Source organism: Sphingopyxis sp. LARHCG72, from assembly GCF_052871675.1.
The window spans coordinates 220,790-246,661 of record NZ_JBIXJU010000003.1 but is presented as its reverse complement, the minus strand read 5'-3'; the positions used below and the strand labels follow the sequence as shown (position 1 = coordinate 246,661).

The window sequence follows — 25,872 nt, the reverse complement described above, 5'->3', positions numbered from 1 at the left end:
GCGCGCATGACATCGACCAACGACATTCGCCGCTCTTTCCTCGACTATTTCGGGGGGACGGGCCACCATATCGAGCCGTCGGCGCCGCTGGTGCCGTACAATGACCCGACGCTGATGTTCGTCAACGCGGGCATGGTGCCGTTCAAGAATGTCTTCACCGGCCTTGAGACGCGGCCGTACAAGACCGCGGTCTCGTCGCAGAAATGCGTGCGCGCCGGGGGCAAGCACAACGACCTCGACAATGTCGGCTTTACGGCGCGACACCATACTTTCTTTGAAATGCTGGGGAATTTCTCCTTCGGCGACTATTTCAAGGAGCAGGCGATCCACCACGCCTGGACGCTGATTACCAAGGTGTGGGGTCTCGCGCCCGAGCGGCTGACCGTTACCGTCTATCACACCGACGACGAGGCGTTCGACCTGTGGAAAAAGATCGCGGGCCTGCCTGAAGAGCGGATCATCCGCATCGCGACGAGCGACAATTTCTGGTCGATGGGCGACACGGGGCCTTGCGGTCCGTGCAGCGAAATCTTCTATGACCATGGCGAGCATATCTGGGGCGGCCCCCCGGGATCGCCCGAAGAGGACGGTGATCGCTTCGTCGAAATCTGGAACCTCGTGTTCATGCAGTACGACCAGCGCGGCCCGGGCGACCGGATCGACCTGCCGCGGCCGAGCATCGACACGGGCATGGGGCTGGAGCGCATCGCGGCGGTACTGCAGGGCGTCCACGACAATTACGACACCGACACGTTCAAGGCGCTGATTGCGGCATCGGTCGACCTGACCGGCGTCCCGGCCGAGGGCGCGACGCAGGCGAGCCACCGGGTGATCGCCGATCATCTTCGCGCATCGAGCTTCCTTGTCGCGGATGGCGTGCTGCCGTCGAACGAGGGCCGCGGTTATGTGCTGCGCCGGATCATGCGGCGCGCGATGCGCCACGCGCACCTGCTCGGCGCCAAGGACCCGCTGATGTACCGGCTGTTGCCGTCGCTGACCGCCGAGATGGGCGCCGCCTATCCCGAGCTGATCCGCGCGCAGCCGCTGATCGCCGAGACGCTCGAGCGCGAGGAAACGAAGTTCCGCCAAACGCTCGACAAGGGTTTGCGCCTGCTCGACGAGGCGACCGTGGGCATGAGCGCGGGCGCAACGTTGCCCGGCGACGTCGCGTTCAAGCTCTATGACACCTATGGCTTCCCCTATGACCTGACCGAGGATGCGCTGCGCACGCAGGACATCGCGGTCGACCGTGCGGGCTTTGACGCCGCGATGGCACAGCAGAAGGCGGCGGCGCGCGCGGCGTGGAAGGGCAGCGGTGAAAAGGCGTCGGACGAAATCTGGTACGATATCGCCGAGACCAACGGTAGCACCGAATTCACCGGCTACACCTCAACCGAGGGTGAGGCGACGGTGATCGCGCTCGTCCAGGAGGGCAAGTCGGTCGAGCGGATCGATGCGGGCGGCGAAGCCGTTGTCATCACAAACCAGACACCCTTTTACGGCGAAAGCGGCGGCCAGATGGGCGATGCCGGCACGATCACCAGCGACCACACCCGTGAGACCATCGTGCTCGATACCTTGAAACCCCTGGGGCGGTTGCACGCGCATCAGGTCAAGGTGGAGGAAGGTGCGATCGCGATCGGCGACACAGTGAAACTGACGGTCGATGCCGCGCGGCGCGACCGCATTCGCGCCAACCACAGCGCGACGCACCTGTTGCACGCGGCGCTGCGGGGCCGGCTCGGCGGACATGTCACGCAGAAGGGCAGCCTCGTTGCCGAGGACCGCTTCCGCTTCGACTTCTCGCATCCTAAGGCGCTTACGCCGGAGGAAATCGCCGATATCGAAGCCGAGGTGAATGCGCAGATCCGCGGGAACGAGGCGGTTACGACGCGGCTGATGACCCCCGACGACGCGGTCGCGGCGGGCGCGCTCGCGCTGTTCGGCGAGAAATATGGCGACGAGGTGCGCGTGCTCAGCATGGGACATACGGACGATCATAGCTATTCGGTCGAGTTATGCGGCGGGACGCACGTCCGTGCGCTGGGCGATATCGCCCTGTTCAAGATCGTCAGCGAGAGCGCGGTCTCGTCAGGCGTGCGGCGTATCGAGGCGTTGACCGGTGACGCGGCGCGCGTCTGGCTGAACGGCCGCGACGAAGCGCTGAAGGCAGCGGCCGCGGCGCTCAAGACCTCGCCCGACGATGTGCCGGTGCGCGTCGCACAGCTGGCCGAGGCGCTGAAGAAGGCCGAGCGCGAGCTGGCCGATGCGAAGAAGGCGCTCGCGATGGGCGGGAGCGGCGGTGCCGCCGCGGGTCCCGCGGTCGAGCAGGTTGGCGAAACGGCGTTCCTCGCGCAGGTCGTCGACGGGCTCGATCCCAAGGAATTGCGCGGGACGGTCGACGGCCTCAAGAAGCAGGTCGGTAGCGGCGTCGCGATGCTCGTCGCGGTGAACGACGGGCGCGCTTCGGTTGCGGTCGGCGTGACCGACGACAAGACCGCCAGCCTCAGCGCAGTCGAGCTGGTCAAGGCGGCGGTCGCCGCGCTTGGCGGGCAGGGCGGCGGCGGACGGCCCGACATGGCGCAGGGCGGTGGTCCCGATGGCGGCGCGGCGGACGATGCCGTCGCGGCGGTCAAAGCCGCGCTCGCTTGAAACCGACCAAGAAGACGCGGCGCATCGATCATGCCGAACGGCTGGTCGCCGCGCCGCTGGTCGATGTCTTTGCGGCCTTCACCAGCGCGACAAAGCTCGCGCAATGGTTGCCGCCCGATGGGGCGACGGGGACGTTCGACCATGTCGACCTGCGCGCGGGCGGCGGCTTTTTGATGCGGCTGACCTTCGACGACGCCGATGTCGAAACCAAGAGCGACGACGATAGCGATATTGTGGAAGTCTATATCCCGACGCTCGACGACGGGCGGCTGGTGGTGTGGCAGGTCGAATTCGAGTCCGACGACCCGCGCTTTTCGGGGACGATGGAGATGCACTGGTATCTGTCGCGGCAGGGCGGCGGTACGCTGGTCACGATCGACGCGCATCACGTGCCGCCGGGTATTTCGGCGAAGGATCATGTGGAAGGGTTGAACAGCTCGCTCGCGAATCTGGCGGCGGTGGTCGAGACTTAGCCTTCGACCCCCTTCGCTTTTCCCCACGCCCGCGCGGCGGTGTAGCCCAGATAACCCGTGCCGAAGAGCGCGTAGAGCGATTCCGGGATGCCCGCGAGATAGGCGTTCATGCCGTCGGCGATGCCCTTTGCCATGTCGGGGCGTGCTGCGGCGATCAGGCCCATCGGGATCGCCCAGAGCAGCAGGGCATACATGACATAGAGGAAGCTCGGCCGCGCGCGGCTGGTCCACGGGTCGGCGCTGTTCGCCTCGGCGACGATCGCGGTCATCCGGGTACGGATCGCCTCCATTTCCTGGCTGCCCTCCATCTTCAGCAGTTCGAGCTTGGCGCGGTCGCGCGCTTCGGGGTCGGGGATGATCTTGTCGATCAGCTTCGCAATGGGGCCGATCAGGCCTTCGATAATGCTCATGGTAATGCTCCTGCAGGTTCAAAGTTCAGGGAAGTTCAGCCCAATGGCGCGCCGAGAGGCATCAGCCGTTGCCGATGCGATTGGCGAGCCAGCCGTACAGGAAGACCTCCTGGCTCGGGCGGCGTTCGGCGAGCGCGATATAGCGTTCGCCCTGTAGCGCCTCCATCGCGCGCAGGAGGACGGTTTCGCCCGTCTTGCCGCGCGCATTCAGAAAGCCGTCGAGTGCCGACAGCGTCCGCGGGCCGATCTCGCGGTCGACGGCGATGTCGGGATAATCGCGCGCGGTCCGGTTGAGCGCGTTGAGTACGCGCTGGAGGAAGCTCGCCGCGGTGCCGGTGCCCATGTTGACCCCGGTATCGAAGAGTTCGGCGGCGATTTTGGGGGCGCGGAGCGCGACCTTGTCGAGGCCGGGACGCAGCCAATAGAGGCGTCGATAGATTGATGCGGCCTCGCTGCGCGGCAGCTCGCGCATCGGACCCGCATAGCCCTGCGCGCGTGCAACGGCTTCGGTGATTCCCCAGCAGGTGGGGCCGCCGCGGTCGGCGGGGTGGTTTACATATCGGCCTTCGCGGTCGATGACGGCGTCGATCAGCGTGTCGGCATCGCAAGCCGATGGGTCGGGTCGTGGCATGATTCGTTCCTTTGGTTCGGTGAACTATAAAAATGAACCATATAGGAATATTGTAGGAAAGGGTTTTCGCCATGCGGGCTTTGCAGGTACGCGAATTGCGTCCCGATCACGCGGGCGCGGCGCTCGAGGATTTGCCCGTACCTGTCCCTGGACCCGGCGAAGTGCGCGTGCGCGTGCGCGCGGCGGCGGTGAACTTCCCCGATCTGTTGATGACCAGCGGCGGTTATCAGTTGAAGCCCGACCTGCCGTTCGTTTCAGGGCTGGAATTTTCGGGCGAAGTCGACGCGGTCGGCGAAGAGGTGGACGGCTGGGCGCCAGGCGACGCCGTCGTAGGCGGCAACCGGTTCGGCGCAATGGCCGAATATACCGTCGTTCCGGCGGCCAGCCTGCGTCGAAAGCCCGGTGCGCTGGGATGGGACGCCGCCGCTGCCTACCCGGTCGCGTATCTAACCGCGTGGGTCGCGCTGGTCCGCTGCGCGCGGGTCGAGCCGGGCGAGTGGGTGCTCGTCCATGGCGCGGCGGGCGGCGTCGGGCTGGCGGCGGTCGATCTGGCGAAGGCGCTGGGTGCGCGCGTGATCGCGGTCGCGAGCAGCGCGGAAAAGCGTGACGCGATCGCGCGGCTCTATGCACCCGATGCCCTGATTCCTGCCGGTCCGGGTTTTCGCGAGGCGGTGAAGACGCTGACCGACGACAAGGGTGCCGATGTCATCTTTGATCCGGTTGGCGGCGATGTCTTCGACGAATCGACGCGTTGTATCGCGTTCGGCGGACGCTTGCTCGTTATCGGCTTCGCGTCGGGCCGCATCCCCGAGGTGTCGGTGAACATGCCGCTGATCAAGGGCTTTTCGGTCGTGGGGGTGCGCGCGGGCGAATATGGGCGGCGCTTTCCCGAACGGGGGGCGGAAAATGTTGCGGCGATCGATGCGCTGGCGGCGACGGGGAAAATCCGGCCGCACGTCCATGCGTCGCTCGACCTCGCCGACTGGCGCGAAGGGTTCGCGATGCTCGAACGGCGCGAGGCGGTGGGCAAGGTCGTGCTGAAACCGTGACGAGCCGAAGCCGCTGCCATGGTTTTGCACCGCGCAAGCTGTCATGGCCGCAGCGGGGCGTCCCGGCGCATGCGCCGAACAAGACCAAAGGACATGATATGACGAAATGGACGATGATCGCCGCAGGCTTCGCGTTGGCGCTTCCCGCGGCAGCCGCGGCCCAGCCGCCGCAGGATGGCGGCCGCATGTTTGCGACGATCGATGCCAATGGCGATGGCAAGCTGGACAAGGCCGAGCTTACCAAAATGGCCGAAATGCGCGCCCGGCAGCAAGGCGATCCGGCGATGGCCGCTCCCGAAAAGATCGACGCCTTCATCAAATTTATCGATGCGAACGGCGACGGTGTCGTCGACAAGGCGGAGCTGGCAGCGAAACAGAAGGCGCGTGCGGAGCCGCCGCCGCCAGCCGAAGACCAGCGCTAGAAGAGCGTCCACAGCGGGTTGGCGGGGTCGGCCAGCAGCTTCGCGGTCAGGGCAAAGGACATGATCACGAGCAGCGGCCGTACCCCGCGTCCGCCGAAGCGGATCGCGAGCCGCGCGCCGAGCTGGTTGCCCGCGACATTCGCGGCCGCCATCGACAGGCCGAGCAGCCAGAGGACATGGCCGCCGACGATCATCGCGAACAACGCCGCGATATTGGTCGCGAGGTTGAGGAATTTGGTGTTGCCAATCGCGCGAACGAGCCCGAGGCCGCCGAGTGCGACGAGCGTCAGCGTCATGAAGGAACCGGTGCCGGGACCGAAAAAGCCGTCGTAGAAACCGAGCGCCGCGACGATGAGGGTGAGCCCGATGGGGCCGACGCGCGCGTGGCGGTCGACGCTGCTCATCGGCGGGGCGAGCAGGAAATAGAGCCCCATCGCGATAAGCAGGATCGGCACGAGCGCGGCAAGGAAATCGGAGCGCACATATTGCACCGCGGTCGCGCCGAGCACCGAACCGGCAAAGGCGCCGGCGGCGGGGAGGGCGAAGCGACGGAGGTCGACATGCCCGCCGCGCCAGAAGGTCAGGAAAGCCGACGAGGTGCCGATGGTTGCTTGCAGCTTGTTGGTGGCCAGCGCAGCCACGGGGGGAATGCCCGCCGCCATCAGCGCGGGAATGGTGAGCAGGCCGCCGCCGCCCGCCATCGCGTCGATCGCGCCGGCGAGAAAGGCCACGGCGATCAGGAAGGCGAAAATTTCGGGGGCGAATTCCATGCGGGGCCTGTTAGGCGCGGGGCCACGGTTTGGCCAGTGGCGCGCGCGCGAATAGCAATGCGGCTTCAGGCAAGGGCGGTCCGGAATGCCTGCACGAGGAAAGTGGCTCCGACGATGGTGATGATCCAGCGGCGGCCGGCGCGGAAGTGCGCCTCGCTGATGCGATCGAGGATGATTCCGCCGACTATGATACCCGCCATCGACGCGAGAATCGCGACGGCGGTCACCGGCAAGGGGACGACCGCGCGCGCCGGAGCGCTGAGCAAGAGCCCGCCATAAACGAGGATCTTCGAGGCATGGCCGATCGCCTGCATCATCGCCTTGGTTGCGACGACCTGATGCCGGTTCAGCTTGCTGTGGACGAACAGCAGGTCGGTTACCGGGCCCGAGACGCCCGATACGAGCGCGAGGCCGGTCGAGACGAAGCCGCCGCCGATCGCGTGCCCGGGCCGCGTCGCGTCGAGTGACAGCCAGCGTTCGGGCAGCCAGACGAGGATCGGCATCAGGCCGAGGCCGAGGAAGACGTAAAATCTGGTCGGCGAGAAAATCAGCAGCGAGAAAAGGCCGATGGCCGCCGCCGCGCCGATCCCGAACCACAGCAGCACCGGCCATGCGACGTGACGGCGGTGCAGCAGGAAGCGCCACGTGTTCGATGCGAACTGGATGACCCCGTGCAGCGCCAGCGCGAACGCTGCAGGAAGCAGCCATGCGAGCAGGCCCATGAAGATGAGGCCGCCCGCCATGCCGAAGACGCCCGAAAGGATGGAGGTCAGGAAGGCGGCGATCACGATCAGCACGCTTGCCTGCATCGTATCTCGCTTTCCGTGAGGATGCGGACCGCAATATCGGCGGTTCAGAATTTGGTCGGGACGAGAGGATTCGAACCTCCGACCCCCACACCCCCAGTGTGATGCGCTACCAGGCTGCGCTACGTCCCGACCGGCCCTGTTGGGCAGGCGAGGCCCCTAGCGCGGGTTGGCGGGCGATGCAAGCGGCGATGGTCTGTTATTGCCGCGATCGATGGTGCGGGGTTGATCTGATGAGGATGCTTCCCATTTCGGCGAGGCTTGCCAAGGGGGAGGGGCGCGTACGCCCGGTTGCGCGCAACGCCCCTGCGTGATAGGCGCCACGCCATCTTTGCGCGCCGGTTCCGGAGGGGAACGGGCTGCGCGTTCGAACGGAAAGTTTTTCATTCATGTCGACGCAATTGCTTCTGACCCAGGCGGCCGGATCGGGCGGCGGGGCTGCCGGTTTCCTGATGCTGGTCCCCTATCTGCTGATCTTCGCGGTGTTCTGGTTCTTCCTGATCCGCCCGCAGCAGGTCCGCGCCAAGGAACATCGCGCCAAGGTTGCGGCGGTGAAGCCGCGCGACCAGGTCGTGACCGGCGGCGGCATCGTCGGCAAGATCACGCGCGTCGACGATGATTTCGTCGATGTCGAAATCGCACAGGGCGTGAAGATCAAGGTCGTGAAATCGACCCTCGCCGACGTTCTCCAGCCCGGTGGCAAGCCCGCCAACGACTGACGCGGCGGTGGCGGCGTTCGCCGCGGCCCCGCGCTTGCTATCGGATTTCTAGACCATGCTCGATTTCCCGCGCTGGAAGACCATCAGCATCAGCATCAGCCTGCTGCTCGGTATCATCTTCTCCATTCCCAGCTTCCTTCCCGAAAAGACGGTGAACAGCCTGCCGTCCTTCCTGCAGGCGAAGGTCAATCTGGGCCTCGACCTTGCCGGTGGTAGCCACCTCTTGCTCGAAGCCGACATCGCCGACCTGCGCAAGACGCAGCTCGCGAATATGGAAAAGACCGTGCGCACCGCGATGCGCGGCGAAAGCGGTCCCGACGACGATATCGCAATCGGCGAGCTGTCGACGGCGGGCGGCAAGATCAGCTTCCTCGTTCGCGACCTTGCGAAGCTCGACGAAGCGCGCGAGCGCCTGTTTAACGAGACGCGCGGCGCGCAGCTGACCGGGCAGCGCGACTGGACGGTCACCGTCGTCAATTCGACGCGGATCGAAATGACCCCGACGAGCGCGGGGCAGACGCAGGCCGTGGCGAACGCGATGGACACCGCGCGCGACATCATCGACAAGCGCGTCAACGCGCTCGGCACGCGCGAGCCGACGATCATCCGCGAGGGCACCGACCGCGTCGTCGTGCAGGTGCCGGGCCTCCAGGATCCGGCCGCACTCAAGGAACTGATCGGCAAGACCGCGCGCCTCGAATTCCGCATGGTCGACACCAACGCCGATCCCAACGAAGCCGCCGCGGGCCGCGTTCCCGTGGGCAGCGAGATCGTTCCTTATGCCGAAGGCGAGGGCAATGGCGCGGCGTTCGAAGTGCTGCGCCGGCAGGTAATGATCAGCGGCGAACAGCTGATCAACGCCCAGCAAAGCTATGACCCGCAGAACAACCAACCGGTCGTCTCGATCCGCTTCGATTCGGGCGGGTCGAGCACCTTTGCCAAGGTGACGGCGCAGAATGTCGGCAAGCGTTTCGCGATGGTGCTCGACGGCAAGGTACTGTCGGCGCCGTCGATCAACGAGCCGATCCTTGGCGGCAGCGCCCAGATTTCGGGCAGCTTCAGCGTCGCAAGCGCGAACGCGCTGGCGATTTCGCTGCGCTCGGGCGCGCTGCCGGTGAAGATGACCGTGGTCGAAGAGCGCACGGTCACCCCCGAACTCGGCGCCGATTCGATCCGTAAGGGTGCGATCGCTGGCATTATCGCAACGGTGTCGGTGCTGGTGCTGATGCTCATCGTATACGGCCGCTTCGGCGTCTATGCGTGCGTCGCGCTCGTCTTCAACGTCTTCATGATCATCGCGGTCATGGCGGCGTTCAACGCGACATTGACGCTGCCAGGGATCGCCGGCTTCGTGCTGACGATCGGCGCCGCGGTCGACGCGAACGTGCTGATCAACGAGCGCATACGCGAGGAATTGAAACGCGGTCGAAAGGTCTTCCAGGCTGTCGAGCTGGGTTATAGCGAGGCAAGCCGCGCGATTTTCGACGCCAACGTCACCAACGTCATCGCGGCCGCGTTGATGTTCTGGTTCGGTTCGGGCCCGATCAAGGGCTTTGCGGTGGTTCTGACCATCGGGATCGTCACCAGCGTCTTCACCGCCGTCACCGTCACGCGCATGTTCGTAGCCCATTGGCTGCGGACCAAGCGCCCGACGTCGATCAATATTTAAGGGAGCGAAACGATGCGCTTGCTGAAACTCGTTCCTGACGACACCAATATCGACTTCCTGCGGTGGCGGAAAGTCGCCTCGTTCATGAGCTTTTTCCTCGTGGCCGTGTCGATCGCACTGGTCGCGGTGAAGGGCCTGAACCTCGGCGTCGACTTCGTCGGTGGCCAGTCGGTTCGCGTCGAATTCACGCAGGGGATGCCGCCCATCGACGAAATTCGCGAAAAGGTCGGTGACATCGGCCTTGGCGAAGCGACGATCCAGCAGTTCGGATCGGACAAGGCGGTGTCGATCCGTACCGCGCTTCCCGACGGCGACAAGGCCGCCGCCGAGCGTGCGGGGCAGCAATTGGTCTCGGGTATTCACAAAGCCTTCCCGACTGCGAAGACCGGCTCGGTCGAAACCGTTTCGGGCAAGGTTTCGGGAGAATTGATACGCACCGGCGCGATCAGCCTCGGCCTCGCGATCCTCGGCATCTCGATCTATATCTGGATACGCTTTGAATGGCAGTTCGGGGTTGGTGCGCTCGGCCGCCTGTTCCACGAAGTGTCGCTGACATTCGGCCTGTTCGCGGTGACGCAGATGCAGTTCGACCTGAACAGCGTCGCGGCGCTGCTCACGATCGTCGGCTATTCGCTCAACGACACGATCGTCGTCTATGATCGTATTCGCGAGAATCTGAAAAAATATCGCAAGATGGAGATTATTCCGCTCCTCAATCTCAGCATCAACGAAACGCTGTCGCGTACGGTCATGACGACGGTCGCGATGGTTCTGGCGCTCGGCATGCTGCTGATCTTTGGCCCGGACGTGATTTTCGGCTTTACCGCTGCGATGCTGTTCGGCGTGTTCATCGGCGGCTATTCCTCGGTGCTGATGTCGACCCCGGTGCTGGTGTGGCTGAAGGTCGGTCCGCACAGCTTTGTCCCGCGCACGGTCGCGGGCATGGACGGCGGCGAACGCATCGAGCGCAAGGACGACGGCGCGGTCGTCTGAGACAATCCCGTTTCAAAGAAATCGGCGCCGGTCCGCTCTGTGAGCGGGCCGGCGTTGTCGTATCTAGAGACCGGCGCAGCCGTGGAGATGCGCGGCGAGTTCGCGGCCGTTGCGGTCCCAGTCGAACCGGCCGCCGAGGCTCGCCGCAACATCCGGCGAGGCGGGCGGGTTTGCCAGAATGGCCGCGACGGCTTTGGCAATTGCGCCCGGTGTGCGCTCGACGATCCGGCCGGCGGTTGGCGACGTCACCAGTTCGGCGGCGCCGCCCGCGTCGCTGATGACGATCGGCGTGCCGCAGGCGAGCGCCTCGACCCATGCATTGGCGAGGCCCTCGCTCGCCGATGGCATGACGACGGCATCGGCTGCGCGGTAAAGCTGCGGTAGCTCGGCGTTCGCGACGGGACCCATGAAGTGGACGCGGGTGTCGACGCCGAGCTTTCGCGCGAGCGCGCGGTAGCGGCCTTCCTCTTCGCCGGCGCCCGCAAGCCAATAGTGGACGCCGGGAAGCGCGGGCAGCGCCTCGATGACCAGCGCCTGCCCCTTGCGCGGGATCAGCGCGCCCACGGTCAGGATGGCGGGCGCATCGTCCATGCCGGGCGCCGCGTGCGCGGCAGCGCGGTCGCCGGGATGGAAGCGTGCGGTGTCGATCCCCGTGTAATGAACTGCGACCTTGGCCGGGTCGATACCGATCGCGGCCATATCGCCCCGCATCGCGTCCGACACGGCGAGCAGGCGGGCGGCTTTGCCGGCGGCCTCCATCACTTGCGCTTTCGTCGCGGGGTCATGCCCGAAATGGCTGATATCGGCGCCGCGCGCCTTGACCGAAAAGGGCAGTCCGAGCCGGTCCGCCACGTGCATCGCGGCGGGGCCGTCGGGATAGAAGAATTGCGCATCGACAACATCGAACTCGCGACCGCGCACCGCCGCAAGGACCGCGCGCGCGACCCGCTGCGGGTTGAAGCGGGCGCCGTAGCGCGGGATCAGCGTGAAGCGCGGCCGCAGGACGGTGAGGCCGTTCCACGTCTCGGCTCGCGGCAGGTCGCGCAGCGCGCGATAGCGTTTGTGGAGCGACAGGGGAAAGGGCGGCAAGCCCACCGGGGCGACGACTATGAGCTCGATGCCGGGCTGCGCTGCGAGCGCGCGCAGGCTCTTTTCGACGAAGAGACCGAAGTTCGGCCGCGCCGCATCGGGGAAAAGCGTCGCGATCGAGAGGACGCGCAGGGGTGAGGGGGCGGGCACTCAGAGCGAACGAAGCAGGCGAACCGCAACCGCGGCCCATGGCGGGTTGCTGACGACCTGCTGGCGCTGGCCGGTGCCGAGCGGGAGCAGGTGGAGTTTTTCGCCGTCGACATTGAGCAGGCGCGCAAAGAAGAAGCGGCCCGCGGGGCGCGGCACGAGGAGGTCGCGGTTGAGCACGCTTGCCCAGTCGCCTTCTATCCGGCGACACCAGATTTCGTCGCCGGCGCGATAGTCGCCGATCGACGACGTGACGCGAACCGCGACCATATCCTCGCCCGGACGCGCGGTGAGCGCCTGCTCGACGCGCGTCGGCGCCTGCGCGCCCTCGGCACCGAGCAGCGCGGTGATGGTGAGCTGCGTATCCTGCGGCAACTGGACGAGTTCGGCGGCCTCGACACCGAGCGCCGCCGCGATTCGGTTCATCCAGCCCAGCGAAAGCGTCCGCGTCCCGGTTTCGAGGCGGCCGATCGTCTGCGCGGTGGTCGGCGGAACGCAGCGCTGGCCGACTTCTTCGAGGGTGAGGCCCTTGGCACGACGGACAGAACGGATGCTGTTGATCATGGCGGCAACCTTCAGATAACCAAATCGGTTTCTTCTTTCCTACAAAATATTCCAGTGTCAAGCCCGCGGTGAAGCAAAGGAGAATCGCATGACCGCACGCCGCCTCGAGACGCGCCTTCACCCTGACGACCGGATCGATCCGGACAAGGCGGGGCCGCAGGTGATGCGTCATGTGACGGTCCATGTGGCCGAAAGCCCGATCGCATGGCTTGCGTCGCGCGGACATCTGACCGACGCACAGCTGCGCGCCGGCGAGCGGCTGCGCGCCGATTATGAGCGTGCGGAGCTGGCGGCGCGCGTCACGATGCGCTGGGATGCGGCGCCGCCCGCGAAAAGCCGCGGCGGCGCGCGGGCGTCGGATGCGTCGCTGGCGCGGATCGACGCGCACCGGCGCTTTCATGGCGCGCTCGACGCGGTGGGGCCGGGGCTGGCCGATATTTGCTGGCGCGTCATCTGCGCGGGCGAGGGGATTGGGGGTGCCGAGAAAATGCTGGGGTGGCCGGCGCGATCGGGCAAGCTGGTGCTGGGGCTGGCGCTCGACCGGCTGGCGCGCTTTTACGGGACGGGGTGAGGCCTAGCCGAATATTTGCTGCGCTTCGGATTTATCGTCGACATAGGTGTTCGCGACGCGTCGGGATTTCATGAGGTAGAGCGACCAGATCGTCGCAAATATCAGCGACTGGAAGATGCCCTTTATATACTCAGGGTCAAGTTGCGCGATATTTTCAGGCCATAAAATGCTGGCGACGATGAAGTCCAGTGCAAGGGCACCGACAGTCACTACCCATAATCCTCTGATAACCAGGCGCACGGTGGATCGATTCTGAACCCATATGAGGCGATAGGCGAAATAGAGGGTCGCCATGGCCATGGCGGCTGTCAGGCTCCAGGTAAAGGCTTCATATATTGTCCACTTCGTTCCCAATTGCGCTTTGATATCCGGCGCAATCTGGAGAGTCGCACTAGTCTGGATGATGCTGCGCAGCGGCGAGATGGCCGACAGAATGATAACGAATAGGCGCAGCCAGCCTGCAACGCCCTTCAGTTCCGGTATTTCCGATTCCGGCATTTCCGAATAGTTGGCCATGTCTTTTCCCCTCCTTTGTCCTTCTGAAGGGGGGCGTAATATTTGGCAACCTCGTGATTATCCCAGCGCTTCAACCTCTTCGGCAAGCGCCAGCCAGCGATCTTCGGCAGCCACTTTTTCATCGCGCAGCTTGTCGAGCTTTGCTGTCAGCGCGGTAAAGCGCGCATTGTCGCGCGTGAAGAGGGCCCCGTCGGACAGCTCGGTTTCGATCCCCGCCATTTCCGTCTCGATCTCCTCGATGCGGCCGGGCAGCAGGTCGTAGTCGCGCTGATCCTTATAGCTCAATTTCTTGCGCGCGGTCGGCGGGGGCGGTGGCGCGGCGGTCGCGGCCTTGGCCTTGACGCTGTTGGGCTTGACCCGCTTCGCTTCCCAGTCGGCATAGCCGCCCGCGACGATGTCGACCCTGCCCGACCCGTCGAGGCCGAGGGTGACGGTGACGGTGCGGTCGAGGAAGTCGCGGTCGTGGCTGACGAGCAGCACGGTGCCGGCATAGTCGGCGATGACTTCCTGCAACAGGTCGAGCGTTTCGAGGTCGAGATCGTTCGTCGGCTCGTCGAGGACGAGCAGGTTCGATTCGCGGGCGAATTCGCGCGCGAGAAGGAGGCGTGAGCGTTCGCCGCCGGAGAGCGCGCCGACGCTGGCTTCGACAACGCCGGGGTCGAAGAGGAATTCCTTGAGATAGCCCTGGATATGTTTTTTGACGCCGCGCACTTCGACCCAGTCGCCGCCGTCGGCGAGGATGTCGCGCACGCGTTTATCGGGCGAGAGCAGGCTGCGCTGCTGGTCGATGATGATGCCGTCGAGCGTCGGGGCGAGGGTGATCTTGCCCTCGTCGGGCTGGATTTCGCCGGTGAGCAGCTTGAGCAGGGTCGACTTGCCCGCGCCATTGGCCCCGACGATGCCGATGCGGTCGCCCCGCTGGACGCGGAAATCGAAATTCTTGATGATCGTACGGTCGCCGAAACTTTTCGAAACGCCTTCGGCGACGATCACCGATTTCGAGCGCACATCGTCGTTGGCGAGTCCGAGCTTGGCGACGCCGGGTCCGCCGATCATCGCGGCGCGCGTCGCACGCATTTCCTTGAGCTTTTCGAGCCGGCCCTGATTACGCTTGCGGCGCGCGGTGACGCCGCGTTCGAGCCAGTGCGCCTCTAGTCGGAGCTTCGAGTCGAGGCGCTGCGCGGCGCGCGCTTCCTCGGCGGCGACGGCGTCGCTCCACTCTTCGAAACCGCCGAAGCCGATTTCCTTGCGGCGGATGCTGCCGCGGTCGAGCCACAGGGTCTGGCGCGTCAGGCGGGTGAGGAAGGTGCGGTCGTGGCTGATCGCGACGAAGGCGCCGGTGTAGCGGGCCAGCCAGCTTTCGAGCCAGTCGATCGCCGCGAGGTCGAGATGGTTGGTCGGTTCGTCGAGCAGTAGGACGTCGGGGTTCTGCGCGAGCGCACGGGCGAGCGCGGCGCGGCGGCGTTCGCCGCCCGAGGCGCTGGCGGCAGTGCGCGACATATCGATGCCGAGCTGGTCGGCGATCGCGGCGACTTCAAAGGCTTCGGGTGCGTTGGGCGCAGCGACCGCGAAATCCATCAGCGTTGCAAAACCCGAAAAATCGGGTTCCTGCTCGAGCATCACGACATGCGTGCCGGGGACGATCATGCGCTTGCCCTTGTCGGCGTCGATCTGGCCCGCGAGTAGCTTGAGCAGGGTCGTCTTGCCCGCGCCGTTGCGGCCGATCAGCGCGAGCCGGTCGCGTTCGCCGACATAGATGTCGAGATCCTGGAACAGCCAGCCGCTGCCCTGCACAAGGCCGAGGCCTTCATATGAAAGAATGGGAGCTGCCATGATGAACGGCGCGCTACCGATACGTTCAGCATCATGCAAGCGCGCTGCGCACAAAGGCCGGAACGGGTTCGCTCCGTCTGCGTTACGGGGCGGACATCACAGATGACCGGAAGCCCGGTTCACAGGAGAATGAAATGACGAAGCAATTGTTCGCCGTTATGGCAACCGGACTGGCGCTGATGGCGGCGACGCCCGCGCTTGCACAACAGGGAGGTTCGACGGTGGCAGCAGCAACGACCCAGGGTCCGATCCTGACCTTCTCGGTCAGCGAAGAAGTGCGTTCGCGTCCCGACCAGGCGACCGTTGGTGCCGGCGTGACGACGACCGCGCCGACCGCGGTTGAATCGATGCGTGCCAATGCGGCGGCGATGGACAAGCTGATCGCCGCGGTGAAGGCGCGCGGGATCAAGGCCGAAGATATCCAGACGAGCGGCATCAACCTGTCGCCGCAATACGACTATAACAATCGCGGTGACGGCCAGCCGCCACGCTTCCTGGGCTATCAGGTGTCGAACAGCGTGCGCGTGACGACGTCGAAGATCGAGGATATCGGTTCGCTGCTCGACGCGCTCGTCGCCGCGGGCGGTACGAACATCGACGGCCCGTCGTTCGGGATGAAGGACCCCGACGCGCAGCTCGTCGGCGCGCGCGGCACCGCGATCAAGGCGGCCGAAGCGAAGGCGCAGGATTATGCGCGTCTTGCCGGTTTCCGCGGCGTCGAGCTGGTGTCGATCAGCGAAGGCGGTAGCTTTGGCCCGCAGCCGCCGATGCCGATGGTGCGCATGGCGATGGATGCCGGTTCGGCAAAGGCGACGCCGGTCGAGCCGGGTCGTGTGTCGAACACGTTGACGCTGAATTTCCAGTATCGTCTGGTGAAGTAAAAGCGGGGCAGGGAGTTGGCCTAGGCCAGCTCCCCCTCGGCCCACGGCCAGGGGCGTTCGCGAAACCATTTCGTGATGATATATTTGCGGCCCTTGCGCACCTTCATCCCGTGGTGGAGCGTGTCGGGGTTGGCGGTGCCGTCGGGGTGCACATTGTTCCACGCGAGCAGCTTGCCCGCCTCGGGCTGGTGCATTTTTCCGGTCGCGAGGAAGCGCGTCGCGCCGCCCGCGGCGGGCTCGTTCAAATAGATCATCAGCGTCCAGCTGCGCTGACCGGGAATCGCGCAATAGGTTTCCCAGTCGGTGCCGTGCGGGTCGAAATAATCGGTGTGCGCCTTGAATTCCTGCCCGACGTCGTAGCGCTGGCCCTGCATCGGCTCGCCATATTCGCGCGGAATTCCGGTGAGGTCGTGGAGACGGTTGTTGACCGCGATCACGATCGGGTCGCGATGGTCGAGGTCGCAGGTCGTGCTGGTTCGAAACGCCTCGTCGCCGTTCGGATCGGCGATCGTCGAAGGCCGTACGTCGCGATCGATCTGCGCGATCAACGCGGCGCAGGTTTCGGCGTCGAGGAAGCCGGACAGCATGAACTGCTGGAGCTTCGGCGATGGTGCGCGGCGGATGCCGGGGACGGCGGCGAGCCGCTCGGCGGTGCGGTCGGCGCCCGAGGTCGCCATGTCGACATGATCATTTCCGGCCATGGCGCGCTTTTTAGCAGGGAAGCGCGTGCGAACAATGCTTGACGAACGGGGGGATGCGCGCCTATTCGCCGCGCGCTGTCGAGGGCGCTTCGCGCGCCGCTCTTCGCTTATGTGGCGACCATAGCTCAGTTGGTTAGAGCGCCGGTTTGTGGTACCGGAGGTCGCGGGTTCGAGCCCCGTTGGTCGCCCCATTTTCTCTATCATCGCGCATAGACGCTTTTGGGGTGACTCGTCGCGCTCGTTGCATTATTGCGTCCTGACGTAATTTTCTAATACGAGGATGAGCCTATGTCCGCTGTCTGGGATTTCGCCGATTTCGACGATCACGAGCATGTCCACATGTTCCGCGATCGCGCCAGCGGGCTGACCGCGGTCATCGCCGTCCACTCGACGCACCTCGGCCCCGGCGCGGGCGGCGTGCGGTACTGGCATTATCCGCAGCGCAAGGCCGCGATCACCGATGCGCTGCGCCTGTCGCGCGGCATGAGCTATAAAAATGCCATGGCGGGCCTGCCGATGGGCGGCGCCAAGGGCGTAATCCTGGCCGACGAAGGGGCGGAAAAGACCCCCGCAATGCTCGCGGCGTTCGGGCGCGCGGTCGATTCGCTCGGCGGCGCCTATGTCACCGCGGAGGATGTCGGCATGTCGGTCGCCGATATCGTCGCGATTTCGCACGAGACCAAGCATGTCAGCGGGCTGCCCGTCGCGGGCGACGAAGTCGGCGGCGATCCGGGTCCGCAGACCGCGCTCGGCGTCTATCTGGGTATCCTCGCTGCGATCAGGCAGGGCCTCGGTACCGACAGTGCAAAAGGCGTCCGCGTCGCGATCCAGGGCGTGGGCAGCGTCGGCGGCGGCGTCGCGCGGCGGCTGGCGGCCGACGGCGCGATCCTGACGCTTGCCGACGTCAACCTGACGCGCGCGAAGGCGCTGGCCGACGAGCTGGGCGCCGAGCTCGCCGATTCGGCGGCGATCATGGAGATCGAAGCCGATGTGCTGAGCCCCAACGCGCTCGGCGCAATCCTGACCGAAGACAGCATCGCAAAGCTGCGCGTGCCGATCGTTGCCGGCGGCGCGAACAACCAGCTCGCGACCGCGACCGACGGCCAGCGCGTGCACGACCGCGGCATCGTCTATGCGCCCGACTATGTGATCAACGCGGGCGGCATCATCAACGTCGCGCTCGAATATCTGGGGCAGAGCAGCCGCGAGGAAGTCGAGAGCCGCATCCGCCAGATCCCCGGCCGGCTGGCCGACATCTGGGCCGAGAGCCAGGCGAGCGGTACTCCGGCGTCGGTCGTGGCCGACCGGATGGCGCAGAAGCTGATCGGGCGGGGCTAACCGTCGAGGGCTGGCGCGCGGTCCGATTTCCGCTAAGCCAGCCGTCGATGAAACGGCATTTCTACCTGATCGCGGGCTGGGCGTCGCTGGGCCTTGGCGCGATTGGCGCTTTCCTGCCGCTGCTCCCGACCGTGCCGTTCGTGATCCTTGCCGCCTTTTGCTTCGCGCGCTCGTCGCCGCGGCTCGAAAGCTGGCTGCTGACGCACCCGCATTTCGGGCATCATATCGTCGCGTGGCGCGAGAAGGGCGCGATCAGCCGCAAGGGCAAGATCGCGGCGACGGCGGCCTTTGCGTTCAGCATCGTCCTCGCGGCGATCTTTTCGCCCTGGCCGTGGGTGATGTTGCCGGTCGTTGCGGCGGCGGTGACGGGCGCCTGGATATGGACGCGGCCCGAGGGGTAAGGGCGCTCCTCACCTAATTCGCAATAGTTGCTCTTTTTGACCTTGCTCAATTGGGGCGATGGCGAACTGCGTTATGCGCGGCGGGTTGACGGCGTGCACGCGGGCGGCAAGAAAAGGGCCGCCGGGTCGCGCCGGGCAAATTGCTGGACCCCTTTCTCCGGCTCGCCTAAGGACGACGCGATCCGATGCACGCCTACGCCAATCCCACGCGCTTTCTTGCGATAGCCAAGCCGCTGACGCCCTGGTTGCTCGGCATCGGGCTGCTGCTCGTGCTCGCGGGTGGCTGGGCCGGGCTGGCGATGGTGCCGGGCGATTACAAACAGGGCGAAACCGCTCGTATCCTTTATGTCCATGTCCCGTCGGCGTGGCTCGGCATGGGCGGCTGGACGTCGCTCGCCATTGCCGGTTTGATCCAGCTTGTCTGGCGACATCCGCTGTCGGGCATCGCCGCGCGCGCAATCGCGGTGCCGGGGATGCTGTTCACCGCGCTTTGCCTTGCGACCGGTTCGATCTGGGGGCGCCCGACCTGGGGCACCTGGTGGGAATGGGACGGCCGGATGACCTCGATGCTCGTCCTGCTCTTTCTTTATGCGGGCTTCATTGCGCTGACGAGCGGCGACGACGGCCAGCGGCAGGGCGGTTCGCTGTCGCGCGGCGCTGCGATCTATGCGCTGGTCGGCGCGATCAACATCCCGATCATCAATCGCAGCGTCGTTTGGTGGAACAGCCTGCACCAAGGGCCCAGCATTACGCTGCGCGGATCGAGCATCGACGGGGCGCTGCTCTGGCCGCTGCTCTTGACGGTGCTGGGTTTTTCGCTGTTATTCGGGGCTATCGTGCTGATGCGGATGCGGCGGATCATCGCCGACAACCGTGTCGCGGCGCGATTGCGGCGACTGGCCGACGAGGAGGATTAAGGGGTGACGGGGGTGATCAGCGGGGGCGGCCAATGGGCGTTTGTCGCCGCGGCTTATGGTCTGACGATCGTGCTGACCGGGCTTGTCCTGTGGACGAGCTGGAGCGCCATGAAAAAAGCCGAGAAACGCAGCGACGCGCTGCGAAAGGATCGTAAGTGAAAGCCAAGCACCAACGGTTGATTCTGGCGCTGGTCGCATTGAGCGGCGTTGCGGGCGCAGGCGTGCTCGCGGCGAGCGCGCTGCGCGACGAAGCCGCCTATTTCCGTACCCCGGTCGAGATCGAGGGCGGCAAGGCCGAAGTCGGCGAGGCGATGCGGCTGGGCGGCATGGTCGCGAAGGGCAGCATCGTGCGCCAGAGCGACGGGCTGACGATCCGTTTCGTCGCAACCGACGGCAAGGCGTCGGTGCCGGTCGAATATACGGGCATCGTCCCCGACCTGTTCGGCGAGGAATCGGGCATGGTCGCCGATGGCCGGATGCGCGCCGACGGGACCTTCGTCGCCGACCGCATCCTCGCCAAGCATGACGAGCGCTATATGCCGCCGCAGATGGGCGATATGCCGAAGAATATGAAGGCGCCGGCAACGACATGATCGCCGAACTCGGTCTCGCGCTGCTGTGGATGGCGGCTGCGCTCGCGTGCCTCTCGCTTGTTGCCGGAACCTTGTTCCTGCGCGGCGGTTCGAAGGATCTGGCGGCGCTCGTGCGGCCGGCAAGCGTCGCGCAGGGGGTACTGACAACGGCGGCGTTCGGCTTGCTGATCGCGCTGTTCGTGCGGTCCGACATGTCGGTCGAACTCGTCGCGCGCAACAGCAACAGCCTGAAGCCGATGATCTTCAAGGTCGCCGGCACATGGGGCAATCACGAAGGATCGATGCTGTTGTGGCTGATGATCCTGTCGCTGTCGGGCGGGCTGATCGCAATTTTCGAGCGAAGGCTGCGCGAGGACACGCTCGTCGCCACGCTCGCGGCACAGGCTGCTCTAAGCCTCGGTTTCTTCGCGTTCCTCCTCTTCTCCTCGAACCCGTTCAAGCGGCTTCCGGTGGCGCCGCCCGACGGGCAGGGGCTCAACCCGCTGCTCCAGGACATCGGGCTCGCCTTCCATCCGCCGACGCTTTACGTCGGCTATGTCGGCCTGTCGGTCGCGTTCAGCTTTGCCGTCGGCGCGCTGATCACGCGCGAGATCGGACCGGCCTTCGCCCGCGCGATGCGGCCGTGGGTGCTCGGGAGCTGGATTTTCCTCACGCTCGGCATCACCGCCGGCAGCTATTGGGCCTATTATGAGCTCGGCTGGGGTGGCTGGTGGTTCTGGGACCCGGTCGAGAATGTTTCGCTGATCCCCTGGCTCGCAGGCGCGGCGCTGCTGCACTCGGTCGCGGTGACCGCCACCCGCAATGCCCTCCGCGCGTGGACGGTGATGCTCGCGGTGATCGGCTTTTCGATGTCGATGGTCGGCACCTTTATCGTCCGCTCTGGCTTGCTGACCAGCGTCCACAGCTTTGCCGTCGATCCCGAGCGCGGCACCTTCCTGCTCGCGTTGATGGCGATCTATATCGGCGGCGCGCTGACCTTGTTCGCGCTGCGCGCCGGGAGCGTCGCCGAGGGCAAGAAGTTCGCGCTGCTGAGCCGCGAAGGCTCGTTGGTGATCAACAATCTGCTGCTGACGACGATCCTTGCGCTCGTGCTGCTCGGCACGCTCTATCCGATCGTCGCCGAGGCGATGGGCGAGAAGATTTCGGTCGGGCCGCCCTATTATAACCGCGTCGCGGGACCGCTCGCGCTCGCGCTCTGCCTCGTGATGGTGGCGGGGCCGTTGCTGAGCTGGCGCAAGGACGATGGCAAGCGGCTCTGGTCGCGGCTTCCGCTGGCGATCTTTGCCGGTGCGGCCGTGCTGTTCGCGCTTATCCTGTTCGGCGGCAAGGTCGGCATATTGCCGCTGCTCGGCATGACCGTCGCGGGCATCGTCGCGGTCGCGAGCCTTGCGCCATTGTGGGGCCGCAACCTTCGCCGCACGCCGCTGCCGACGTGGGGCATGGTGGTCGCGCATTTCGGCGTGGCGGTGTGCCTTGCCGGCATGGGCGCCGAAAGCGCGTTCATCAAGGAACGGCTCGTCGCTGCGGCGCCGGGCGATGTGGTGAAGGTCGGCGATTTTTCGGTGAAGTTCGTTGGCGTGAAGCCGATCGCCGGACCGAATTATACCGCGATCGAGGGCACGCTGGTCGCGACGACCTCGTCGGGCGGCAGCTTTACCATGCGCCCCGAAGCGCGCACTTTCCCCGGGCTGATGGGCACCGCGCCGACCGAAACGAACGAGGCTGCGTTGCTGACGCGGCCGGGCGGGCAGCTTTACGCGGTGCTGGGGCAGCCCGTGACGGGTGACGACGGGCGCGCCGACCGCTACCAGATACGCCTGTGGTGGAAACCGCTGGTCTGGTGGATATGGCTCGGCGGTGGGCTGATCGCGCTCGGCGCGGCGCTGTCGCTGCTCGGACGTGCGCAATTGCTGACCATCTGGCGCGCCCGCCGCGCGCGTAAGGCTGAGGAACGTTTCGCGTGAAGAATCGCTGGGTCCTGTTTGTGCCGCTCGCGATCATGGGATTGCTGTTCGGCGCCTTCGTTTACCGGCTGGTGACGCCGGCAGAGACGTTGATCCAGTCGCAATGGATCAACAAGCCGATGCCGCTGTTCGACCTGCCGCCCGCGACGGCGGGGGTCGAGGGGCTGAAGAGCAGCCAGCTGGCCGACGGACGCCCGCGCCTCGTCAATGTGTTCGCGAGCTGGTGCATCCCGTGCCGCGCCGAGGCGCCGCAGCTCGAGGCGTTGAAGGCCGCGGGCGTGCCGATCGACGGCATCGCGATCCGCGACCGGCCCGAGGATGTCGCGATGTTCCTCCGCGAATATGGCAATCCCTTCGACCGCGTTGGGGCCGATATGCAGAGCAGCGTCCAGATCGCACTGGGATCGTCGGGCGTGCCCGAAACCTTCCTGATCGACGGCAAGGGTATCATCCGCGAACAGATCCAGGGCGTGATCCTTGCCGATCAGGTGCCCGAGATCGTCGCCAAGCTCGAGGCGATAAAATGAAGGGCGCGACCCAAAGCGACCGTGCCCCTGCGAAGGCAGGGGCCCATCTCCGGTCGTCGCGCCATCAAGCAACCGGCGGTTCTATGCTCTGCCGTCGGGTGATGGACCCCTGCCTTCGCAGGGGCACGGCGGCCTTTTTTGTGATGTTGTGTGTTGTCGCTGGTTTCACCGCAACGCCCGGAACCGCCCAAGACCGGCTGCCGCCCGCGCCCTACGCCTATCAGCAGCTCAAGGACCCGGCGCAGGAAGCGCGCGCGAAGGCGCTGATGGAGGAATTGCGCTGCCTTGTCTGTCAGGGCCAGTCGATCGCCGATTCGGACGCGCCGCTCGCGGGCGACATGCGGCATGAGGTGCGCAGCAAGATCGCGGCGGGGGAAAGCCCGGCCGAAATCAAGACCTGGCTCGTCGCGCGTTATGGCAATTGGGTGAGTTACGACCCGCCGTTCGATACGGCGACGGCGTTCCTGTGGCTCGGGCCGCTGTTTTTCCTCGCGCTTGGTGGATGGCTGGCGTTCGGCCGGTTCCGCCGCGGCGAGGGCGACGCGGAGGACGCGGCATGATCTGGTTGTGGGTCCTGCTTGTCGCGCTGCTCGTCATCGGCGGCATCTTCTGGTTCGGCAAGCTGCCCGCCGCGGCACGGCCGCTGGCGGGCGCGGCGATCATGCTGGGCCTCGCCGGCTATGCGTTGCAGGGCAGCCCGTCGCTGCCGGGCAAGCCCGTAGCCGCGCCCGAGGAGCCCGAAGGCTTCGGCGATGCGATCACCGACCAGCGGCAGGGGATGGCCGAACGTTTCGGCCCCGCGGCGCAGTGGCTCGGCATGTCCGACGGCTTTGCGCGCACCGGCAAGACCGAACTCGCGGCGAAGACGCTCGAAAAGGGGCTGGAGAAATATCCCGACAATGTCGACCTGTGGGTCGGATTGGGCAACGCGCTCGCTGCGCACGGCGGCGGCGCCATGTCGCCGGCGGCGGCGCTGGCGTTCGACGAGGCGGCACGGCGCGATCCGTCGCATCCCGCGCCGCCCTTCTTCGCCGGGCTGGCGCTGGCGCAGGGCGGCGACCTGAAGGGAGCCGAGACGGTGTGGAGCCAGTTGCTCGCGCGCAGTCCAGCCGACGCGCCCTGGCGGCCCGACCTCGAAATGCGGCTGGCGCAATTGCGGCAGGCTCTCGGCCCGCAAGCGCCACCTGCCGGCGCAGCGGATGGGTCCTGATTTGAAAGCTATTCCAACGGCGCGGGCTCGTCTAAAGGCGCGCGATGACTGCTGAGTCGCACCAGGGGGCAGGTGGCGCCGAAAGCGCTGCCCCGGCCGCCGCCGAAACGGTCCATCCGGGCCATGGACATCATGGCGACAGCAGGCTGAAGCTTGCTGTCGGCGCGGTCGGCGTCGTGTTCGGAGACATCGGCACCAGCCCGCTCTACGCCTTTCGCGAAACCTTTGCCGGGCACCATCCGATCGAGGCCGACCGACTGCACATCTATGGTGTGCTCAGTCTTGTGTTCTGGTCGATGATGCTCGTCGTCACCTTCAAATATGTGCTGACGATCATGAAGGCCGACAACAAGGGCGAGGGCGGCAGCCTCGCGCTGCTCGCGTTGATCAGCCGCTCGTCGGGCGAGAAGCGCTGGACCTGGCCGATCATCCTGCTCGGCGTCTTCGCGACCGCGCTTTTCTATGGCGACAGCATGATCACCCCGGCGATGTCGGTGCTGTCGGCGACCGAGGGCCTCAGCTACGTCAACAAGGGGTTCGAGCCGTACATCGTACCGATCGCGCTCGCGATCCTGATCGCGCTGTTCGCGATCCAGTCGCGCGGGACGGCGAAGGTCGGGATGCTGTTCGGGCCGATCATGCTCGCCTATTTCACGATGCTCGCGATCCTCGGCCTGATCCACATCGTCGATCATCCGGGGATCATCATCGAGACGCTGAACCCGGTGAATGCGCTTCGCTTTTTCTATGTCGACGGTTTCACTGCCTTCATCGCGCTCGGCGCGGTCGTGCTCGCGGTGACGGGGGCCGAGGCGCTCTATGCTGACATGGGGCATTTCGGGCGCGGGCCGATCGGGCTCAGCTGGCTGACCTTCGTGCTGCCCGCGCTGATGCTCAACTATATGGGGCAGGGCGCGATGGTGCTCGAGGCCGAAATGGGTCCGCGCGCCGACCTGATCGCCGATCCTTTCTTCCAGATGATGCCCGAAGCCTGGCAGGTTCCGGTGGTCATCCTCGCGATCCTCGCGACGATCATCGCGAGCCAGGCGGTGATCTCGGGCGCCTTCTCGCTGACCCAGCAGGCGATCCAGCTCGGTTTCATGCCGCGCCTGCGCGTCGAGCACACCAGCGCTTCGGCGGCGGGGCAGATCTATATCCCGATGGTCAATTGGGGGCTGATGGTGATGGTGATCATCCTCGTGCTCTTCTTCGGATCGTCGAGCAACCTGGCCGCGGCCTATGGTATCGCGGTGACGGGGGCGATGTTCATCGACACCTGCCTGCTCAGCGTCGTGCTCTTCACGCTTTGGAAGTGGCCGGCGTGGAAGGCGCTGCCGATCCTCGCGGTCTTCTTCATCGTCGATATCGCCTATTTCGGCGCAAACCTGATCAAGGTGCCCGACGGCGGCTGGGTGCCGCTGGCGATCGGCCTGACCATCTTCACCCTGCTGACCACCTGGTCGCGCGGGCGCAAGCTGATGCAGCAGGAAATGGCCGAGGGCGCAATGCCGATCCCGGTGTTCGTCAAATCGGCGGCGAACAGCGCGACGCGCGTGCCCGGCACCGCGGTGTTCATGACGTCGAGCAGCGATGGCGTGCCCCACGCGCTGCTCCATAATCTGAAGCATAACAAGGTGCTCCACGCGCGGATCATCCTGCTGACGATCAAGATTGCGGACGTGCCGTTCGTGCAGGCGGAGAAATTCTGCCTGCTCGAGGATCTGGGGCAGGGATTCCACCGGCTGGTGCTCAATTACGGGTTCATGCAGCCGATCGACGTGCCCGAGGCGTTGACCCGCGTCACGAGCTGCGGCGGCGAGTTCAAGATGCTCGAAACCAGCTTTTTCCTGTCGCGCCAGACGCTGATCGCGGCGAGCAAGCCGGGGATGCCGATCTGGCGCGAAAAGCTGTTCGCATGGATGCTGCGCAATTCGGAAAGCGCGATGGAATATTTCCGCCTGCCCACGAACCGCGTCGTCGAACTGGGAAGCCAGGTCGCGATCTGACGCGGGGCGCGCAAGGTTAA

At 65.7% G+C, this 25,872-nt stretch carries 28 protein-coding genes and 2 tRNA genes; 20 read left to right on the top strand and 10 right to left on the bottom strand.

Annotated features, from left to right (window positions below; all coding sequences use genetic code 11):
- Nucleotides 1–6: 6 nt before the first annotated feature.
- The gene (gene alaS / locus ACIPPQ_RS08930; protein WP_446543762.1) at nt 7–2,652 is read left to right on the top strand and encodes an alanine--tRNA ligase; all 2,646 of its coding nucleotides are present in this window, start codon (nt 7–9) and stop codon (nt 2,650–2,652) included.
- The gene (locus ACIPPQ_RS08925) at nt 2,649–3,125 is read left to right on the top strand and encodes an SRPBCC domain-containing protein (protein WP_446543761.1); all 477 of its coding nucleotides are present in this window, start codon (nt 2,649–2,651) and stop codon (nt 3,123–3,125) included. Before alaS ends, ACIPPQ_RS08925 begins: the two co-directional genes overlap by 4 nt.
- On the opposite strand, the gene ACIPPQ_RS08920 is transcribed toward ACIPPQ_RS08925, so the two are convergent.
- Together ACIPPQ_RS08920 and ACIPPQ_RS08915 are read right to left on the bottom strand one after the other, a co-directional pair.
- Nucleotides 3,122–3,535, bottom strand: coding sequence for a holin family protein (locus ACIPPQ_RS08920; RefSeq protein WP_446543760.1), 414 nt, complete (start codon nt 3,533–3,535; stop codon nt 3,122–3,124). The genes ACIPPQ_RS08925 and ACIPPQ_RS08920 overlap by 4 nt on opposite strands.
- Before the next feature lie 61 nt (nt 3,536–3,596).
- The gene (locus tag ACIPPQ_RS08915; protein WP_446543759.1) at nt 3,597–4,166 is read right to left on the bottom strand and encodes a glycoside hydrolase family 108 protein; all 570 of its coding nucleotides are present in this window, start codon (nt 4,164–4,166) and stop codon (nt 3,597–3,599) included.
- Nucleotides 4,167–4,237: 71 nt separating this feature from the next.
- Here ACIPPQ_RS08915 and ACIPPQ_RS08910 point away from each other — a divergent pair, with 71 nt between their 5' ends.
- On the top strand, nt 4,238–5,215 hold the full coding sequence (locus ACIPPQ_RS08910; protein ID WP_446543758.1) for an NADPH:quinone oxidoreductase family protein: 978 nt from the start codon (nt 4,238–4,240) through the stop codon (nt 5,213–5,215).
- Between the two features lie 98 nt (nt 5,216–5,313).
- Nucleotides 5,314–5,637, top strand: a complete 324-nt coding sequence (locus tag ACIPPQ_RS08905) for an EF-hand domain-containing protein (RefSeq protein ID WP_446543757.1) — start codon at nt 5,314–5,316, stop codon at nt 5,635–5,637.
- Here the strand turns inward: ACIPPQ_RS08905 and ACIPPQ_RS08900 are convergent.
- The 3 genes from ACIPPQ_RS08900 to ACIPPQ_RS08890 form a co-directional block, all read right to left on the bottom strand.
- Nucleotides 5,634–6,407, bottom strand: a complete 774-nt coding sequence (locus ACIPPQ_RS08900) for a TSUP family transporter (RefSeq protein ID WP_446543756.1) — start codon at nt 6,405–6,407, stop codon at nt 5,634–5,636. The two genes, ACIPPQ_RS08905 and ACIPPQ_RS08900, sit on opposite strands and share 4 nt — an antisense overlap.
- Nucleotides 6,408–6,472: 65 nt before the next feature.
- Nucleotides 6,473–7,216, bottom strand: a complete 744-nt coding sequence (locus ACIPPQ_RS08895) for a TSUP family transporter (protein WP_446543755.1) — start codon at nt 7,214–7,216, stop codon at nt 6,473–6,475.
- Between the two features lie 52 nt (nt 7,217–7,268).
- A tRNA-Pro gene (locus tag ACIPPQ_RS08890) sits at nt 7,269–7,345 on the bottom strand.
- A 257-nt stretch (nt 7,346–7,602) separates the two neighbouring features.
- Between ACIPPQ_RS08890 and yajC the strand changes: the two genes are divergently transcribed.
- Genes yajC through secF form a run of 3 tightly spaced genes read left to right on the top strand, consistent with a single transcriptional unit; the run spans nt 7,603 to nt 10,594 of the window.
- Nucleotides 7,603–7,932, top strand: a complete 330-nt coding sequence (yajC, locus tag ACIPPQ_RS08885; protein ID WP_052182143.1) for a preprotein translocase subunit YajC — start codon at nt 7,603–7,605, stop codon at nt 7,930–7,932.
- 55 nt (nt 7,933–7,987) lie between these two features.
- A complete protein-coding gene (gene secD, locus ACIPPQ_RS08880) occupies nt 7,988–9,601 on the top strand; it encodes a protein translocase subunit SecD (RefSeq protein ID WP_446543754.1) in 1,614 nt (537 codons plus the stop codon).
- A 12-nt stretch (nt 9,602–9,613) separates the two neighbouring features.
- Nucleotides 9,614–10,594, top strand: a complete 981-nt coding sequence (gene secF / locus ACIPPQ_RS08875; RefSeq protein ID WP_327457153.1) for a protein translocase subunit SecF — start codon at nt 9,614–9,616, stop codon at nt 10,592–10,594.
- 63 nt (nt 10,595–10,657) lie between these two features.
- On the opposite strand, the gene ACIPPQ_RS08870 is transcribed toward secF, so the two are convergent.
- Together ACIPPQ_RS08870 and ACIPPQ_RS08865 are read right to left on the bottom strand one after the other, a co-directional pair.
- Complete coding sequence (locus ACIPPQ_RS08870; protein WP_446543753.1) at nt 10,658–11,833, bottom strand: glycosyltransferase; 1,176 nt, start codon at nt 11,831–11,833, stop codon at nt 10,658–10,660.
- The gene (locus tag ACIPPQ_RS08865) at nt 11,834–12,394 is read right to left on the bottom strand and encodes a helix-turn-helix domain-containing protein (RefSeq protein ID WP_327457149.1); all 561 of its coding nucleotides are present in this window, start codon (nt 12,392–12,394) and stop codon (nt 11,834–11,836) included.
- A gap of 88 nt (nt 12,395–12,482) precedes the next feature.
- On the opposite strand from ACIPPQ_RS08865, the gene ACIPPQ_RS08860 reads away from it, so the two are divergent.
- Nucleotides 12,483–12,965: a DUF6456 domain-containing protein gene (locus ACIPPQ_RS08860; protein WP_446543752.1), complete on the top strand. Its 483-nt coding sequence runs from the start codon at nt 12,483–12,485 to the stop codon at nt 12,963–12,965.
- A gap of 3 nt (nt 12,966–12,968) precedes the next feature.
- Here the strand turns inward: ACIPPQ_RS08860 and ACIPPQ_RS08855 are convergent, their stop codons facing one another.
- Nucleotides 12,969–13,481, bottom strand: a complete 513-nt coding sequence (locus ACIPPQ_RS08855; protein ID WP_446543751.1) for a DUF2569 family protein — start codon at nt 13,479–13,481, stop codon at nt 12,969–12,971.
- 57 nt (nt 13,482–13,538) lie between these two features.
- Nucleotides 13,539–15,314 (bottom strand): ABC-F family ATP-binding cassette domain-containing protein, encoded by a 1,776-nt coding sequence (locus ACIPPQ_RS08850; protein ID WP_446543750.1) that lies wholly within the window; start codon nt 15,312–15,314, stop codon nt 13,539–13,541.
- A 134-nt stretch (nt 15,315–15,448) separates the two neighbouring features.
- Here ACIPPQ_RS08850 and ACIPPQ_RS08845 point away from each other — a divergent pair, with 134 nt between their 5' ends.
- Nucleotides 15,449–16,195, top strand: a complete 747-nt coding sequence (locus tag ACIPPQ_RS08845) for an SIMPL domain-containing protein (protein ID WP_446543749.1) — start codon at nt 15,449–15,451, stop codon at nt 16,193–16,195.
- A gap of 20 nt (nt 16,196–16,215) precedes the next feature.
- On the opposite strand, the gene ACIPPQ_RS08840 is transcribed toward ACIPPQ_RS08845, so the two are convergent.
- A complete protein-coding gene (locus tag ACIPPQ_RS08840; RefSeq protein ID WP_446543748.1) occupies nt 16,216–16,896 on the bottom strand; it encodes a prolyl hydroxylase family protein in 681 nt (226 codons plus the stop codon).
- A gap of 114 nt (nt 16,897–17,010) precedes the next feature.
- Here ACIPPQ_RS08840 and ACIPPQ_RS08835 point away from each other — a divergent pair.
- From ACIPPQ_RS08835 to ACIPPQ_RS08785, 11 genes are all read left to right on the top strand, one after another.
- Nucleotides 17,011–17,087 (top strand) — tRNA-His (locus tag ACIPPQ_RS08835).
- 97 nt (nt 17,088–17,184) lie between these two features.
- Nucleotides 17,185–18,234, top strand: a complete 1,050-nt coding sequence (locus ACIPPQ_RS08830) for a Glu/Leu/Phe/Val family dehydrogenase (RefSeq protein WP_446543747.1) — start codon at nt 17,185–17,187, stop codon at nt 18,232–18,234.
- Nucleotides 18,235–18,281: 47 nt separating this feature from the next.
- Entirely contained in the window at nt 18,282–18,635 is a 354-nt protein-coding gene (locus ACIPPQ_RS08825; RefSeq protein WP_446543746.1) for a YbaN family protein, read from the top strand.
- Nucleotides 18,636–18,820: 185 nt separating this feature from the next.
- Complete coding sequence (gene ccmC, locus ACIPPQ_RS08820) at nt 18,821–19,552, top strand: heme ABC transporter permease CcmC (RefSeq protein WP_446543745.1); 732 nt, start codon at nt 18,821–18,823, stop codon at nt 19,550–19,552.
- 3 nt (nt 19,553–19,555) lie between these two features.
- A complete protein-coding gene (locus ACIPPQ_RS08815; protein WP_327457133.1) occupies nt 19,556–19,711 on the top strand; it encodes a hypothetical protein in 156 nt (51 codons plus the stop codon).
- Entirely contained in the window at nt 19,708–20,145 is a 438-nt protein-coding gene (gene ccmE, locus ACIPPQ_RS08810) for a cytochrome c maturation protein CcmE (protein WP_446543744.1), read from the top strand. Before ACIPPQ_RS08815 ends, ccmE begins: the two co-directional genes overlap by 4 nt.
- Entirely contained in the window at nt 20,142–22,109 is a 1,968-nt protein-coding gene (locus ACIPPQ_RS08805) for a heme lyase CcmF/NrfE family subunit (protein ID WP_446543743.1), read from the top strand. The genes ccmE and ACIPPQ_RS08805 overlap by 4 nt, the downstream gene beginning before the upstream one ends.
- Nucleotides 22,106–22,636: a DsbE family thiol:disulfide interchange protein gene (locus ACIPPQ_RS08800; RefSeq protein WP_446543742.1), complete on the top strand. Its 531-nt coding sequence runs from the start codon at nt 22,106–22,108 to the stop codon at nt 22,634–22,636. The genes ACIPPQ_RS08805 and ACIPPQ_RS08800 overlap by 4 nt, the downstream gene beginning before the upstream one ends.
- A 143-nt stretch (nt 22,637–22,779) precedes the next feature.
- Nucleotides 22,780–23,196 carry a cytochrome c-type biogenesis protein gene (locus ACIPPQ_RS08795; RefSeq protein ID WP_327457754.1) on the top strand — a complete coding sequence of 139 codons (417 nt, stop codon included), beginning with the start codon at nt 22,780–22,782 and terminating at the stop codon, nt 23,194–23,196.
- Nucleotides 23,193–23,846 carry a tetratricopeptide repeat protein gene (locus tag ACIPPQ_RS08790; protein ID WP_446543741.1) on the top strand — a complete coding sequence of 218 codons (654 nt, stop codon included), beginning with the start codon at nt 23,193–23,195 and terminating at the stop codon, nt 23,844–23,846. The genes ACIPPQ_RS08795 and ACIPPQ_RS08790 overlap by 4 nt, the downstream gene beginning before the upstream one ends.
- Nucleotides 23,847–23,890: 44 nt before the next feature.
- Nucleotides 23,891–25,852: a potassium transporter Kup gene (locus ACIPPQ_RS08785; RefSeq protein WP_446543740.1), complete on the top strand. Its 1,962-nt coding sequence runs from the start codon at nt 23,891–23,893 to the stop codon at nt 25,850–25,852.
- Nucleotides 25,853–25,872 lie beyond the last annotated feature (20 nt).

Bases quoted from the DNA above. Each gene is read 5' to 3' on its own strand.
- alaS (WP_446543762.1), top strand. From the start codon at position 7: ATGACATCGACCAACGACATTCGCCGCTCTTTCCTCGACTATTTCGGG.
- ACIPPQ_RS08920 (WP_446543760.1), bottom strand. From the start codon at position 3,535: ATGAGCATTATCGAAGGCCTGATCGGCCCCATTGCGAAGCTGATCGAC.
- ACIPPQ_RS08915 (WP_446543759.1), bottom strand. From the start codon at position 4,166: ATGCCACGACCCGACCCATCGGCTTGCGATGCCGACACGCTGATCGAC.
- ACIPPQ_RS08910 (WP_446543758.1), top strand. From the start codon at position 4,238: ATGCGGGCTTTGCAGGTACGCGAATTGCGTCCCGATCACGCGGGCGCG.
- ACIPPQ_RS08905 (WP_446543757.1), top strand. From the start codon at position 5,314: ATGACGAAATGGACGATGATCGCCGCAGGCTTCGCGTTGGCGCTTCCC.
- ACIPPQ_RS08900 (WP_446543756.1), bottom strand. From the start codon at position 6,407: ATGGAATTCGCCCCCGAAATTTTCGCCTTCCTGATCGCCGTGGCCTTT.
- ACIPPQ_RS08895 (WP_446543755.1), bottom strand. From the start codon at position 7,216: ATGCAGGCAAGCGTGCTGATCGTGATCGCCGCCTTCCTGACCTCCATC.
- yajC (WP_052182143.1), top strand. From the start codon at position 7,603: ATGTCGACGCAATTGCTTCTGACCCAGGCGGCCGGATCGGGCGGCGGG.
- secD (WP_446543754.1), top strand. From the start codon at position 7,988: ATGCTCGATTTCCCGCGCTGGAAGACCATCAGCATCAGCATCAGCCTG.
- secF (WP_327457153.1), top strand. From the start codon at position 9,614: ATGCGCTTGCTGAAACTCGTTCCTGACGACACCAATATCGACTTCCTG.
- ACIPPQ_RS08865 (WP_327457149.1), bottom strand. From the start codon at position 12,394: ATGATCAACAGCATCCGTTCTGTCCGTCGTGCCAAGGGCCTCACCCTC.
- ACIPPQ_RS08860 (WP_446543752.1), top strand. From the start codon at position 12,483: ATGACCGCACGCCGCCTCGAGACGCGCCTTCACCCTGACGACCGGATC.
- ACIPPQ_RS08855 (WP_446543751.1), bottom strand. From the start codon at position 13,481: ATGGCCAACTATTCGGAAATGCCGGAATCGGAAATACCGGAACTGAAG.
- ACIPPQ_RS08850 (WP_446543750.1), bottom strand. From the start codon at position 15,314: ATGGCAGCTCCCATTCTTTCATATGAAGGCCTCGGCCTTGTGCAGGGC.
- ACIPPQ_RS08845 (WP_446543749.1), top strand. From the start codon at position 15,449: ATGACGAAGCAATTGTTCGCCGTTATGGCAACCGGACTGGCGCTGATG.
- ACIPPQ_RS08840 (WP_446543748.1), bottom strand. From the start codon at position 16,896: ATGGCCGGAAATGATCATGTCGACATGGCGACCTCGGGCGCCGACCGC.
- ACIPPQ_RS08830 (WP_446543747.1), top strand. From the start codon at position 17,185: ATGTCCGCTGTCTGGGATTTCGCCGATTTCGACGATCACGAGCATGTC.
- ACIPPQ_RS08825 (WP_446543746.1), top strand. From the start codon at position 18,282: ATGAAACGGCATTTCTACCTGATCGCGGGCTGGGCGTCGCTGGGCCTT.
- ccmC (WP_446543745.1), top strand. From the start codon at position 18,821: ATGCACGCCTACGCCAATCCCACGCGCTTTCTTGCGATAGCCAAGCCG.
- ACIPPQ_RS08805 (WP_446543743.1), top strand. From the start codon at position 20,142: ATGATCGCCGAACTCGGTCTCGCGCTGCTGTGGATGGCGGCTGCGCTC.
- ACIPPQ_RS08795 (WP_327457754.1), top strand. From the start codon at position 22,780: ATGTTGTGTGTTGTCGCTGGTTTCACCGCAACGCCCGGAACCGCCCAA.
- ACIPPQ_RS08790 (WP_446543741.1), top strand. From the start codon at position 23,193: ATGATCTGGTTGTGGGTCCTGCTTGTCGCGCTGCTCGTCATCGGCGGC.
- ACIPPQ_RS08785 (WP_446543740.1), top strand. From the start codon at position 23,891: ATGACTGCTGAGTCGCACCAGGGGGCAGGTGGCGCCGAAAGCGCTGCC.